The organism is Neptuniibacter sp. QD72_48, from assembly GCF_047778065.1.
Lineage (GTDB): Bacteria > Pseudomonadota > Gammaproteobacteria > Pseudomonadales > Balneatricaceae > Neptuniibacter.
The window spans coordinates 2,296,528-2,310,001 of the sequence record NZ_CP180547.1 but is presented as its reverse complement, the minus strand read 5'-3'; the positions used below and the strand labels follow the sequence as shown (position 1 = coordinate 2,310,001).

The 13,474-nt window shown below is 42.5% G+C and carries 11 protein-coding genes; 5 read left to right on the top strand and 6 right to left on the bottom strand.

The window, feature by feature from the left end:
• The first annotated feature begins 116 nt into the window (after positions 1–116).
• A complete protein-coding gene (locus ACMXYX_RS10330) occupies positions 117–3,080 on the top strand; it encodes a cache domain-containing protein (RefSeq protein ID WP_415896435.1) in 2,964 nt (987 codons plus the stop codon).
• On the top strand, positions 3,077–3,787 hold the full coding sequence (locus tag ACMXYX_RS10325) for a response regulator transcription factor (protein ID WP_415896434.1): 711 nt from the start codon (positions 3,077–3,079) through the stop codon (positions 3,785–3,787). Before ACMXYX_RS10330 ends, ACMXYX_RS10325 begins: the two co-directional genes overlap by 4 nt.
• A gap of 61 nt (positions 3,788–3,848) precedes the next feature.
• Here ACMXYX_RS10325 and ACMXYX_RS10320 read toward each other — a convergent pair whose 3' ends face one another.
• Complete coding sequence (locus ACMXYX_RS10320; RefSeq protein ID WP_415896433.1) at positions 3,849–5,897, bottom strand: methyl-accepting chemotaxis protein; 2,049 nt, start codon at positions 5,895–5,897, stop codon at positions 3,849–3,851.
• A 238-nt stretch (positions 5,898–6,135) separates the two neighbouring features.
• Positions 6,136–6,483, bottom strand: coding sequence for a hypothetical protein (locus tag ACMXYX_RS10315; RefSeq protein WP_415881595.1), 348 nt, complete (start codon positions 6,481–6,483; stop codon positions 6,136–6,138).
• Between the two features lie 576 nt (positions 6,484–7,059).
• Between ACMXYX_RS10315 and ACMXYX_RS10310 the strand changes: the two genes are divergently transcribed.
• Entirely contained in the window at positions 7,060–7,317 is a 258-nt protein-coding gene (locus ACMXYX_RS10310; RefSeq protein ID WP_415881594.1) for a DUF6489 family protein, read from the top strand.
• A gap of 54 nt (positions 7,318–7,371) precedes the next feature.
• A complete protein-coding gene (gene phaR / locus ACMXYX_RS10305; protein WP_415881593.1) occupies positions 7,372–7,848 on the top strand; it encodes a polyhydroxyalkanoate synthesis repressor PhaR in 477 nt (158 codons plus the stop codon).
• A 40-nt stretch (positions 7,849–7,888) separates the two neighbouring features.
• On the opposite strand, the gene speD is transcribed toward phaR, so the two are convergent.
• The 4 genes from speD to ACMXYX_RS10285 all read right to left on the bottom strand — a co-directional run bounded on the left by speD (position 7,889) and on the right by ACMXYX_RS10285 (position 11,841).
• Positions 7,889–8,698 (bottom strand): adenosylmethionine decarboxylase, encoded by an 810-nt coding sequence (gene speD, locus ACMXYX_RS10300; protein ID WP_415881592.1) that lies wholly within the window; start codon positions 8,696–8,698, stop codon positions 7,889–7,891.
• A 146-nt stretch (positions 8,699–8,844) separates the two neighbouring features.
• Entirely contained in the window at positions 8,845–9,912 is a 1,068-nt protein-coding gene (gene phaC, locus ACMXYX_RS10295) for a class III poly(R)-hydroxyalkanoic acid synthase subunit PhaC (protein WP_415896432.1), read from the bottom strand.
• A complete protein-coding gene (locus tag ACMXYX_RS10290) occupies positions 9,909–10,898 on the bottom strand; it encodes a poly(R)-hydroxyalkanoic acid synthase subunit PhaE (protein ID WP_415896431.1) in 990 nt (329 codons plus the stop codon). Before ACMXYX_RS10290 ends, phaC begins: the two co-directional genes overlap by 4 nt.
• A 67-nt stretch (positions 10,899–10,965) precedes the next feature.
• Positions 10,966–11,841: a LysR family transcriptional regulator gene (locus tag ACMXYX_RS10285; RefSeq protein ID WP_415896430.1), complete on the bottom strand. Its 876-nt coding sequence runs from the start codon at positions 11,839–11,841 to the stop codon at positions 10,966–10,968.
• A gap of 197 nt (positions 11,842–12,038) precedes the next feature.
• Here ACMXYX_RS10285 and leuC point away from each other — a divergent pair, with 197 nt between their 5' ends.
• Positions 12,039–13,457: a 3-isopropylmalate dehydratase large subunit gene (gene leuC, locus ACMXYX_RS10280; RefSeq protein ID WP_415896429.1), complete on the top strand. Its 1,419-nt coding sequence runs from the start codon at positions 12,039–12,041 to the stop codon at positions 13,455–13,457.
• The last annotated feature ends 17 nt before the right edge of the window (positions 13,458–13,474 follow it).

Below are 13,474 nucleotides of genomic sequence, written 5' to 3'. Positions count from 1 at the left end.
ATGTGGCAGCCAGATTAATGGAGAAAGTTTGCTTAACTATTTTTGTAATCTAACGAAATGTAACAAGTCGCCGTTGTAATCCCGGTTTGTGTTACATTCGATATAAAGAAATACTGTTGTATGAAGCAGTTATCTCTCATGGAGGGGAGAGTTGTGTTTGTAACATCAACGAGATAGTAGATTCGATGTATCGCCGTTCACCTATTACTATTCGCTTGTTCTTAATGCTATTAGCGCTAATCGGTAGCATTTTTGCCGCAATTTATTTCTTTACCGTTCCTTTGATTAAACAGAATGTTTTCAATCTTGAATTGAATTCCAACCGCCAGGTTTTGAACATTGTTTATGATCTTGCTAATCGAATGTATGCAGGGACGGAACGTTACGTAGATAACACCCTTAAATCTCATGAACAGCGTTTGGGCTCTGTTCTTGATATAGCCGAAAACCATATTCATCTTGCGCTGCGTGATGGTAGGCAAAGTGGTTTAAGCGACGCGGAAATATGGGAGAAGGTATTTACAGACCTTCGCAAGTTTCAATTTGGTAATGGCGATTATATTTGGATCTCAGATTATGACGCTAACCTGATTTCTCACCCGGATGATGCTTACTATCAGCAAAATATGTCAGATGTAAAAGATGCTGATGGCAATCTGATTATTCCAGGGATTCTCTCTCTCGCTTTAACCGACGGTACTGGCTTTTATAAGTACAAATGGAACCGTCTTAACGAAACCGAAGCAATCGATAAATATTCCTATGTAAAACATTACCCAGAATGGGGCTTTGTGATGGGGGCTGGGGTTTATATCGACGATATTCAGCGCGAGGTTGCTGCGCAAAAAGAGCGAGCGATAGCAGAGATAAACCGAGCGCTTAAAGATATTAAAATTGCGCAGAATGGCTATCTTTACGTCTTTGATTCGCAAGGGAATATGCTCTTTCATCCCAACCGAAATATTCATGGGATCAACTTTAAAACGCAGTTAAATCCTGTAACAGGGCAGCCTATCTATCAAGATCTGATGGCAGTGTCAGATACTGGTAAAGAGCTGTATTACAAATGGGATAGACCCGATGATCCAGGGCATTATGAATACGAAAAGCTATCGTTGGTAAGACACTTATCAGGGTTTGATTGGTATATAAGCTCGTCGGTGTATCTGGACGACTTAAAAGCAAGCTCGGTACAAATCAGTCAGCGCATTATGGCAATGGGCTTTTTTGGTCTGTTGGCGTCTATTGTTGCGGTATTTATCTTTGCCGAGTGGTTAACTTCTCCCATTAAATCTCTTTCGCAGACGGCGTATAAAATCAGCCGTGGTGATCTATCTGCTAAAACAGGTATCTCTCGAAATGATGAGCTTGGTATCTTGGCTGAATCATTCGACTACATGGTCGATCGCTTACGGGGAAATATTAACAACCTGAATAGCCGCGTGAATGAACGCACCAAAGAGTTATCAGAATCGAATAGTCGTTTATTAGAAGCAGTTAACTCCCTGCAAACTACGCAAGACGAATTGCGTGCAGTCGAGACTCGACAGCGTTTGATTCTAGATGCACTACCAGCTCAGGTGGCTTACCTCGATAACCAACTACGTTATGTGTTTGCAAACCGTCAGTACCGAGATATGTTTGATCAAACCAAAGAGGGGATTGTTGGTAAAACTTTTGAAGACGTAGTCGGCGAAGATATGAATCAGGCTCTGCAGCCGTATATTGCCAAAGCGATGCAGGGTGAGACGCCGGTGTACGAATATCGGCTTAATGATCACGGTAAAGATATTTTAACTCGTCGTACTGTGCTGCCATTTTATAACGTACGCAAAGAAGTCGAAGGGATGTTAACTCTCTCTATCGATATTACGCATGAGCGTGAAGTAGAACAGCGTATGGCTGAGGCGAGCAAGATGAAAGCGGTTGGGCAGATGTCGGGTGGTCTAGCTCATGACTTCAATAACCTACTTACGATCATTCTGGGTAATCTTCTCGAGCTGCAAGGAAAACACGATCTACCTAAGCATCTGCAACAGCATCTCACCCCAGCGGTAAGAGCGACTCGAAGAGGGGCGGATATGACGAAACGTTTGTTAGCGTTCTCACGACGTCAGCCGCTTAAGCCTAGCTATGTGCAACCTGAACAGCTTATCAACGATTTAGTCGGTCTATTGGCTGCGCCTCTGCCCGAAAATATTCAGCTAAGAACTCAAATTAAACCAAACCTGCCTGCTGTCTATGTTGATAGCGCTCAAATGGAAGATGCCTTGGTAAATTTAGCGCTTAATTCGGCTGATGCAATGCCTAAGGGTGGGGAGTTGTGCTTAATGGTATCCGCGGTTAGTTCAGATAGCAGAGAAGTTCAGCAAGCAGCATGGGATGAAGAGGTGGTTTCAGGCGAGTATTTATTACTTAGCGTGATAGATACGGGTGAAGGTTTTAGTGATGAAGCCTTAGATAAGGCTTGTGAGCCATTTTTTACTACCAAAGGCACCGGTGCAGGATCAGGCTTAGGTTTGAGTATGGTTTACGGGTTTGTAAAACAATCTAAGGGTTATTTCAGAATTCAAAATCGCGCTCATTACCATCATGGTCAAGTAGGCGCGAGAATTGATCTGTTGTTAGGTGCGATGGAGCAACAGAGTCCGCAGGCAACCCAAACCACAAAAACAGTTGAGGGAATCGATCGGGCGGAGATCACTGAAAGTTCTCTTATCTTATTAGTTGAGGACGATGCCGATGTGCGTCAGTTGGTTCGTGGGCAATTAAGGTCGATGGGCTTTTCCGTAGTTGAAGCGACTAGTGGTGATGAGGCCTTAGCTATGCTGACAGGTTTATCGGATTTGGCTGGTGTTGTAAGTGATGTTGTGATGCCGGGAGCTGCGACGGGTTATGATGTTGCGACAGCAGTGAATATGATTTTCCCTAGGGCATTTGTTGTAATTATGACAGGTTACAGTGAACAGCCATCCAAGCTCGAGTTTGAATATAGCTTGATTCAAAAACCTTTCGATGCTGAAACCTTAGAAAGAAAAATAGTGCCTTGCCTAAAAGAACATAATCAGGAGAGCAGATGATGACAGATGTCAGCACCCCGTTGATCTATGTAATTGAAGACGAAGAGGATCTAGGCCAACTCATTTGCACGACCCTACAGGGCTTTCGTTACCAAGCTAAACCTTTCACAAACGGTGAAGCGGCTCTTGTTGAGATAGGCTGGGCGAAACCAGATATCTGCATTGTGGATCTTAACCTGCCCGATATGGATGGTATGGAGTTAGTTAAGAAGCTTGATGAAGATGAGGTAGGGGTTATCATTGTTTCAGGTCGTGATGGGCTAACTGATAGGATTTTAGGGTTAGAGTTTGGTGCTGATGACTATATCACTAAGCCATTTGAGCCAAGAGAACTTGTAGCTCGTGTTCAGAGTTTACTGCGTCGTATTCGTAAAAAGAAAAACTTGGTGATAGATACGCCAACCAAAGCTCGCTTTGGGCAATGGGTCTACCAACCTGATTCGTTGAGTTTAAAGCATGCACATAAGCCCGCTGAATCTTTAAGCCGGGCTGAGGGTGATATGTTGCTAGCGTTGTTAAAGCATCCCTTCCAAATACTTTCGCGGGATCAGCTATTAGGCGAAAACTGTGTTCCCTATGATCGTAGTATTGATGTGAGAATGTCGAGGTTACGTAAAAAAATAGAAGAAGATCCTCAACAGCCCGCGTTTATCAAAACAGTTTATGGGGCGGGGTACATGTTTACTTCTGAAGTGCGCTGGGAGTGATTGATTGTGAAAATAAAAAAGGGAGCTAATCTTAGCTCCCTTTTTTGTTGATTCGAAGCAATTAAACCTTGAACAATGCGATTACGCGTTTCAGTTCTTGTCCTGCATTTCCTAATTCATTGATTGCTGAATTCATTTGCTGACTAGAGTTAGCTGTCTCTTGAGCGATACTACTAATACTTTCAACGTTACGACTAATGTCTTCACTCACAGAAGTTTGCTCTTCTGCCGCAGAGGCAATTTGAGCGCTAGCATCAGAGATATTCGCAACAGAATCCGTAATGGAAGTTAGTGCTTGGCCGGCTTGACTGGTCATATCGACGCTGTTCTGGACTTTGTTATTGCTTTTTTCCATACGATCAACAGCACTTCGAGTATTACCTTGTAGGCGCTCGATCATCTCTCTGATCTCTGTTGTTGATGAAGCTGTTTGTTGAGCTAGATTTCGAACTTCATCAGCAACAACGGAGAAACCTCGACCTGCTTCACCTGCGCGTGCTGCTTCAATGGCGGCATTGAGCGCTAGTAGGTTGGTTTGTTCAGCAATGTTTTGGATTACATCCATAACGGTGCCAATGGCATTACTGTTATTTTCAACCTGTTCGATCATGTTTGTCAGTTCATTAACCTCAGAGGATATGCCCTGAATAGATTCAACAACTTCTTGTACTAGATTATCGCCATGATCTGCTTCGTTGTTTGCACGCTGTGTTTGTTCCGCTGTGGCGGCGGCATTACGAGCAACTTCTTCAGAAGTAGAGGTCATCTCTGAAATTGCTGCTGCAACCATCTCTGTTTCTTGTTGCTGGCGGTTGATATCAACATTCAAACGATCAATACCAGACGAAACTGTACCCAGATGGTTTTGAATAGTATTCATGGTTGTATTCAATTCGCCTGTTACTTTGCGTAAACCAGCAATTGTCTTCTTGGCACTTCGACTTAATTTGTGTATCTCGTTGTGAGTCTCATCACTGTCACCCATATCGGTATCAATATGAGTAGTTAAGTCGCCTTGGCCAATAGCCTGCATATAATTACAGATGGTATCGATTGGCTGTAATTTTATTCTCAATGTAATGAATAAAAGCCCAGCAATTAGAAGCGCGCAAAGAACAGAGAGAACAATCATCTCAAGGCGAAGCTTCTCACTTTCAGTCAGAAATTCTTCAGTTGCAGCTCCTGCAACTATAGCCCAGTTGAAGCTGGAAACCTGAGAATAAGCAATCAACTTGTCTTTGATGTCACCATCCTCATGGGTAAAGGGAATATGAGTGAATCCGTGGTCGTTGCTGCTAATTGTATCAAGCAAGTTGTTGCCGCTTTCCGATACCTCAGTAAGATTTTTGCCTTTAGCGAAAGGGTGTAAAAGCAACTGACCAAATTGAGCGCCTTGTTTCAGATTGACGATGTAAGCAAAACCAGTTTCACCAATTTTTAGATCGGAGATTGTTTTTTGTAAGGCTGCTAGTCGCTCAGTGTAATCAAAGCCTACGTATAGAATACCGATGACCTTACCTTGAGTATCTTTGAATGGAATATATTTGGTCATGTAGTCACGGCCAAATAGATGCGCTGGGCCACTATATTCTTCGCCATTTATTAGCTTTTGATAACCAGGGTGCTTTTTACCAAGCATTGTACCGAAAGCTCGGCTACCGTCTGTTTTGCGTAGGGACGTGCTAACACGTAAAAAATCATCTTCTACGCGCATAAAGATGGTCGCGGTACCACCTGTCATACTTGTGAATTGATCAGGTTTGGAAAAATTCTGTGTGACTGTTTCGTAGTCATGGAGAAGTGTCGGAACTGTAAATTTACCAACTTTAACCTGATTTAGATCGTCGATAAGCATATCACCAGGAAACATCTGGATAAAAACATCGGCAATCTGATTTGTTTGCAGTTGTAATGTCTGATTAAAAAAGTCGATGTTTTTAGCTAATTGATCGACTTGTTGATCAAGTGAATGCTCGACATTTTTTATGAAGCCTTTGTCTACTTCGTGATTGACAAACATAGACAAAGCCGTAAATACGGCAAATACAATTAATAAAACAATAATGGCTAGTTGATTAACAATCGACGCGTGTCGAAAAAATGATGGCATGCGAACTACCTCAATGGCTGGGCCAAAGTAAATGCTTTGAGTTATCTCAGGCAAGGAGCCTTAAATTCTACATAACTATATGCTCATGTAGTCTCAAAGCAACTCTATAGCGGGCAAAAAGTGCTTATGTACTATAGAAAGGTAATGCAATTATTTAAAAAATCCTACAAAGGTATGAATGTTTTAATATTTTCTTCGCCTAGTTATAAGATAATGATTCTTAATTGTTTTTATGGGGCTAGTTTAGAATGTCTTGTTTCATTTCGTTAAACTTTTCAGGCGTTAGATCAAGATCTACTACAGGCACTTTGTCGGTTACACGACGCCCTTCTGGGTTCAAACGTCTAGAGTAAACCAGTTCCATTTCAGCAGTGGTCGCAGCGGTATTTTTTTTGCGCCTGTCGACCATGGATTTGCGTCTTTCATTACCTTTGTAACTAGTAGAATTATGTTCGATGATCCATTCTCCAGCATGGAGAAGAGTAGGGAGGCTTGGGCTTACTTTTCCTTGATCTGGACAAGCCCAGTAGTAAACAAACTTAAAATTATCGAGATCTTTAATTAGCTTTAGAGGACTACGAGACATCTAATACATTCCTTGTAATAAGAGATTGATAAAGCCTGTTTACATCCACGGGTAGGCTTTGTGGGCGTATATTAATCGCCCTGATTATGCGCACAATGATACTTTGATAATAAAGGATAGCCAATTAGGAAAAATTCCTAATTTGTTAAGGGATTTATATCACTGACTCCTTATTATTCTTTAGGCTTAGGTATCTCTGTGCATGAGTGCTCAATATAAACGATTTATTGCAAATTATTTTGGAAACACAATGAGTCCAAGCCTTTGACCAATCTTTAGTCTTGCTGTCTGTAAGTATTGGCCTATCTCTAGAAAGCCTTTCAAGACCGCTATCCACGGGGGCTGCTAAACTGTAGCAATAACGTTTAAGTGGAGTGTCAGTGTTTTGTGGTGTCCTTGCTTAAGATAAATCTGACTTATTTTTTATTTGCTCTGAGGCTTTAGGTTTCTAACTTCCGACAATTAAAAACTATTTTCGTGGAAAAGCGCAGCAAAAGTATTGATTTGAAAATTTTGCACCGCCGAAGTTTTACTATAGGATTAGGGTATTATTCTGCTTGCTTAAGGAGTCGGGGTGTGAAGTTCAAAATCGATATTGATATGTCGCCGGAAGAACTGCGTAAAGTTCTGGGTTTACCAGATGTGCAGAAATTTCAGCAAGATATGATGGATAAGATCACTGAACAGATGGATGCTGGTGCGGAAGGGTATGATCCATTGACGTTGTTCAAACCTTACCTAAACAGTGGCCTCGGTTCTATGGAAGCGCTGCAAAAAATAATGATGGGTCTTATGACCTCGGGCTATGGTAGCTCTGATAATAAAAAAGACTGATCAAGGTGAAGTGATCAGTTAAACCAAGGGAATGATACGAGAGAGAAAAGTACATTGCGTATTCTAAGAAAATATACAAATCGCCGTTTGTACGATACCTCGCGCAGCTGTTACGTCACGTTAGATGATGTAAAGCAATTGGTACTCAATGGTGAAGCCTTTAAAGTTGAAGATTCTAAAACTGGAAATGATCTGACAAGAAATATTCTATTGCAGATCATTAGTGAGCAAGAAGCGCAAGGACATGGCACTTTATTGACAAATCAGGTACTGCAACAATTGATCCGTTTTTATGGTGACAGTATGCAGGGTATGATGAGTCAATACCTTGAGCAGAGTATTGCTTCTTTCCTTGAGCATCAGGATCGAATTCGAGATCAGATGCAGACGATGATGGGCGCAGCGAACCCGCTCACTATGATGAACCGCATCGCGGATCAAAATATGCAGATGTGGGGAATGTTCAAGCCGGGTGAAGGCCCAGAGCATCAGCAGCATTCATCAGAATCAGATCCTAAAAAAGATCAGTAATAAAAAAGGCCGCTAAGCGGCCTTTTTTATATCAGGGACTTTACTTCATATCTGGCATATTACGGCCATAAAAAATTTCATTCATCTCTTTAGATAACCGCTCGGTGATCTGTTGAACTTCCGCTTCTGGAAGCTCCTCTTTTGTAGTACCAAAGAGATAAGTATTTAAATCTACATCTTTCAACATCATCTTAGTGTGAAAGATATTTTCCTGATAAACATTCACATCAAGCATCTGATAATGATCATGAATATCGGACGTGAAGAAATTCTGAATAGAGTTAATATCATGGTCGATATAGTGCTTGATGCCATGAATGTCTCGAGTAAATCCACGGACACGATAATCTACCGTCACGATATCCGATTCCAGACGGTGAATCAGATAGTTCAGTGCTTTTAGAGGCGAGATAATGCCGCAAGTCGACACTTCGATATCTGCACGGAAAGTACAGATTCCATCATCTGGATGCGCTTCTGGATAAGTGTGCACGCAGATATGACTCTTATCTAAGTGAGCTACAACCGAATCCGGCATAGGGCCTGGCTTTTCTGTGGTATCTACGGATTCTGAATCTTTAATCGGTTCTTCGGCGACTAGAATCGTAACGCTAGCCCCTTGAGGGTCATAATCTTGTCGTGCAACATTTAATATATTTGCACCAATAATGTCACAACATTCGCTTAAAATTTCAGTTAAACGGTCGGCACTATATTGTTCATCGATGTACTCGATGTATTCCGCTTTTTGCTCAGGTGTTTGTGCATAGCAGACGTCATAGATACAGAAGCTTAAACTTTTAGTTAGATTGTTAAAGCCCTGTAGCTTAATTTTGTCATTAGTCGCCAAGGTGGTTAGCTCCAAGTGAGGACTACTATATTTTGACGCGGATTTTAGTCGACAAATTCACTCTGAGAAAGAAAAAAATCACGCTAAATGAGGTGAAAATTACTAATACAGGCAAAAAAAGGTAGGGAATAGGAGAGAACGGGGGATTAGTCCCGTTCTGATAGCCAATCTACGATAGCGGGTGCTACTTGGGTTTGTGACTTGCCAGAAACGAAAACACCAATGTGTCCGCCTTTTACTTCTAGCTCTGTGTAATCTTTAGTTTTTACATGCTCAGCTAATGCTGTAGAGGCTTTAGGTGGTACTAAATGATCGAAGCTGCCAAATACATTGAGGACTGGTTGCTTGATGTTGCCTAGGTTGACTTGTTTATCGCCGATCATCGCTTCACCTTTTATCAACTTGTTTTGCTGAAAAAACTGAGTAATAAATTGGCGGAAGGCCTCGCCTGCTTGATCAGGGCTATCGTAAATCCACTTTTCCATTCGTAAAAAGCTTAGGGCGCTTTCACGATTTTCTAACTGGTTAGGCATACCCAAGTTTTTCTGTACGCCTAAACGCATCGGCATTAACGAATTATAGGAATCATTCAGCATGCTGCCTGGAATATTGCCATAGGTTTCAACGGCTAGATCAGCGTCAACATATTTTGCTAAATGATAGAGAAGGTTATCTTCGGTCTGAAAATCGACCGGAGTTACCATAGTGATCAAGTTTTTGATCTTCTCTGGATTTAAAGCTGTATAGCAAAGGCTGAATGTACCGCCTTGGCAGATGCCTAGAAGGTTGGTTTGATCGGAGCCTGCATGCTCGCATGTAGCCGCTACACAGTTATTGAGGTATTCATTGATGTAATCATCAAGATCTAGATATCGATCAGCAGCATCTGGATAGCCCCAGTCGATTAGGTACACATCTAAACCCAGTTCTAAAAGGCGCTGCAGCATTGAGCGTTTGGCTTCAAGGTCGATCATGTAAGGGCGATTAACCAGTGCATAACAGATCAATAATGGGGTAGAGCAACGCTTCTCACCCTGGCTTTGGTAGTAGCGCAAACGAAGTTTATCTTCTGTATAAATTACGTCGTAAGGCGTGGAGTCGACATCAACTTCTTTTAGCTGCGAAAGCGTATTGTAGCTTTTGAGAAGCTTGCGATTAAATTCGAAAAGTTCATGAGAGACAACGCTAGGGTCAAGATTAAAGCCATTCATCATTTAGTCCCTTTAGCTTGTTTTTTCAAAGCGGTGACTTCTTTCTTGAGAGCTGAGATCTCTTTCTTAAGTTCAGAGATTAGATCTGCAGTAGTTTGTTCTTTTAAAGCCGCTATCTCCTGCTGCATTGCTAGCATTTCTCGGCGATTATTCCGCATCTCTTTGCGCATTTGGTGTTGGCGTTGAAGTGCTGTATCTAGTCCTTTTCGAGTGGCTAAGCCGACAGATTGAAAGTGTACATCGCGTACATCCTGTGCAAACTTACGCATCTGCATGAGTGCATTACTAATGCGGCCATGTGAGCGTTGGTAATCGTCGGTGAAAACTGTATCTGCGTATGCTGATTCATAGGCTTCTACCCAGATGTCATGAAGCTGTTGCAGGGTTGATACCTTATCGCCAGCCTCAGTCAGCTTGTTAAGCATCTGAGTTGAAGCATTCTGATTAATTGAGCTGTAATGCTCAACGTACTCTTGCAATGCTTCTTGGTACTCAATAGTGAGCTTTGTTGCTTCTCGTATTTGTTGCTGGGTTTCGCGGTTTGTACCAATGATAGGGGTTTCCAAAAGGCTCTTCATACCACTGGAAAATGGGTTCTCGAAGAGAAGGTCGTCGCGAAAGCTGTGGGTCTTAAATAGGGAGGCAAACTGTTCGGGTAGCTGCCATTGTTGCATAAGTGCATCGGCGGTTTGTTTTTGCATGTACTTCTGAAACTCATGTACCGCTTGGTTGAGGTGTTGTTCTCCACCGTTGCGGTACTGGTTTAAAAGCTCTTCGCCGTATTGAGTAAAATTCTTAGATTGGGCACCGAGGATGTCGAGCATTTGTGCAAATTGCTCAGGCGCTTCTTGTTTGATCGTTTCTTGGCTTTTACTAAAAAGCTCCGCCCATTCCTGTGGTTGAGGCATCTCTGCACTGGAAGTGATTTTTTTCCAATACTCTTTCTGGGCATCTAACAAGGCTTCGATTGATAAGCCGTTATTTTCCATCAGCCAACTCTCCGATTTTTACTCGATGAAAACTATCTTATTACAACTGGCTTTCGCTTACATCCGCTTATCGCTCATTCCTAAGCATTTCTACTAAATAGTTTGCGGCGTTCGATAAGGTGCGATTGCGGTGGTAGATAATCCCAAGATTTCGATGAACGGGTTCTGAATCGGTTACATCAAGGACACATAAATCATCATTTACTAAACTATCGGGTAAAAGGCTCCAGCCGAGACCAATACTGACCATCATGCGAATTGTATCGAGGTAGTTTGTCGACATACTTACATTCAGTTCGAGCGCGTGCTGTTTAAATAGTTGCTCTACTAGGCTCCGAGTAAATGTATTACTGCCGGGTAGAATGGCGTTGACCTGAGTGAGCTGTTCAAGGTTGATTTGATCGCAATCTGCTAATGGGTGATCTTTCGCTACAACATATCTAAGTACATCATCCCAGATGATTTCCGAATGAATGGATGGATCGGGCTCAGGGGATAAGGTTATCAAGGCGAGTTCTAGATCGCCTCTAAGCACTCCCTCATAGGCGATTTCTGATTCGGCAAATTCAAGATCGAGCTCTACTTTTGGACAGGCTTCAGCATACTGTTTTAATAAAGGAGGGAGTCTGTGCAAGCTGATATGGTGGCTAGCTGCAAGTTTAAAATTACCTATAATTTCGCCTGCGTTTAGATTGCTAATCAGCCTTTTTGCATCATCCAATTGCAGCAAAATATCTTTAGCTCTAGGTAATAGGGCGGTGCCTGCTTCTGTCATCGTTACTGTGCGGCCAATCCTATCAAACAGTTTGCTGTTCAATTGATCTTCTAATAAAGCCACTCGTTTGCTGATGGCTGATTGGGTTAGAAAGAGTTGGTCGGCAGCCTTTGAAAATGAACCTGTAGCAGCTACAGCCAAGAATGCTTGTAGTGTATTGGTATCCATAAATTTCTTTCCTATAACTCTTTCTTTAATGCAGTAACCTTCTGAATTTTTATTGTATTCCTATTTGGAATCTAAAGCATAAAAAATATGAATTTGTGTTGTAGCTTAGTGTGCACTAGGATTGCTGCATAAATTAGTTGGCTCAGCAGTTTTGGAAGTGTTGAGCGAATGAAAAGAATAAAGTGAGGTGAGCTTCCATGGCTGGTAAAACGTTATATGACAAGTTGTTCGAATCACATTTGGTTCGTACAAATGATGACGGCAGTTCTTTGATTTATATCGACCGTCAGGTTCTGCACGAAGTAACTTCTCCGCAGGCTTTTGAAGGTCTTCGTATGGCTGGTCGTCAGCCATGGCGTATTGATGCAAACATCGCGACTCCAGATCACAACGTACCTACTACTGAGCGTTCTGGTGGTGTTGATCAGATTGTTGACCCTGTTTCTAAAATTCAGGTGAAAACGCTGGATAGCAACTGTGATGAGTTTGGCATTTTAGAATTTAAAATGAACGATCAGCGTCAAGGTATCGTTCACGTAATGGCGCCAGAACAGGGTGCAATTCTTCCTGGTGTGACAGCTGTTTGTGGTGATTCTCATACAGCAACGCTGGGTGCTCTAGGTGCGCTTGCACATGGTGTTGGTACATCTGAAGTTGAGCATGTGTTGGCAACTCAGTGCCTGATCACTAAGAAAATGAAAAACATGCTTGTGCGCGTTGATGGCGAACTAGGCCTTGGTGTAACGCCGAAAGATGTTGTGCTGCATGTGATTGGTGTGATCGGTACTGCAGGCGGTACGGGTTATGCGATCGAGTTTGGTGGCGATGTTTTCCGTAACATGTCTATGGAAGGCCGTATGACCGTTTGCAACATGGCAATTGAAGCAGGCGCTCGTGTTGGTTTGGTTTCTGTTGATCAGATTACGCTGGATTACGTTGAAGGTCGTCCATTTGCGCCTAAAGGTGAGCAGTGGGATATGGCAGTAGCAGCATGGAAAGATCTAGTGTCTGACGATGATGCTGAGTTCGACGAAGTGGTTGTTATTGACGGCGCTGATATTGAACCTCAGGTGACTTGGGGTACATCTCCAGAGATGGTTGTTGGTGTATCTGCACAAGTACCTAACCCAGCTAACGAAACGGATCAGGTTAAGATTGATGGTATCAATCGTGCACTTGAATATATGGGTTTGAATGCTGATCAGAATATTACTGATATCAAACTTGATCGTGTATTCATCGGTTCTTGCACAAACTCCCGTATTGAAGATCTACGTGACGCTGCGAAAGTAGTTGAAGGTCGTCAAGTGGCTGACAACATTATTCAGGCTTTGGTTGTACCGGGTTCGGGTTTGGTAAAAGAGCAAGCTGAGAAAGAAGGCTTGGATAAGATCTTTACAGCTGCGGGCCTAGAATGGCGTGAGCCAGGTTGCTCTATGTGTTTGGCAATGAACCCAGATAAATTGGGTAATGGTGAGCACTGTGCATCTACTTCTAACCGTAACTTCGAAGGCCGTCAGGGCTTCGGTGGTCGTACTCATCTGGTAAGTCCTGCTATGGCTGCAGCCGCTGCAGTAACGGGTCACTTCATCGATGTACGTGAGTTGATTAAGTAAGGTATCAGGAGAGCGAC

Bases quoted from the DNA above. Each gene is read 5' to 3' on its own strand.
- ACMXYX_RS10325 (WP_415896434.1), top strand. From the start codon at position 3,077: ATGATGACAGATGTCAGCACCCCGTTGATCTATGTAATTGAAGACGAA.
- ACMXYX_RS10320 (WP_415896433.1), bottom strand. From the start codon at position 5,897: ATGCCATCATTTTTTCGACACGCGTCGATTGTTAATCAACTAGCCATT.
- ACMXYX_RS10285 (WP_415896430.1), bottom strand. From the start codon at position 11,841: ATGGATACCAATACACTACAAGCATTCTTGGCTGTAGCTGCTACAGGT.
- leuC (WP_415896429.1), top strand. From the start codon at position 12,039: ATGGCTGGTAAAACGTTATATGACAAGTTGTTCGAATCACATTTGGTT.
- ACMXYX_RS10315 (WP_415881595.1), bottom strand. From the start codon at position 6,483: ATGTCTCGTAGTCCTCTAAAGCTAATTAAAGATCTCGATAATTTTAAG.
- ACMXYX_RS10290 (WP_415896431.1), bottom strand. From the start codon at position 10,898: ATGGAAAATAACGGCTTATCAATCGAAGCCTTGTTAGATGCCCAGAAA.
- phaC (WP_415896432.1), bottom strand. From the start codon at position 9,912: ATGATGAATGGCTTTAATCTTGACCCTAGCGTTGTCTCTCATGAACTT.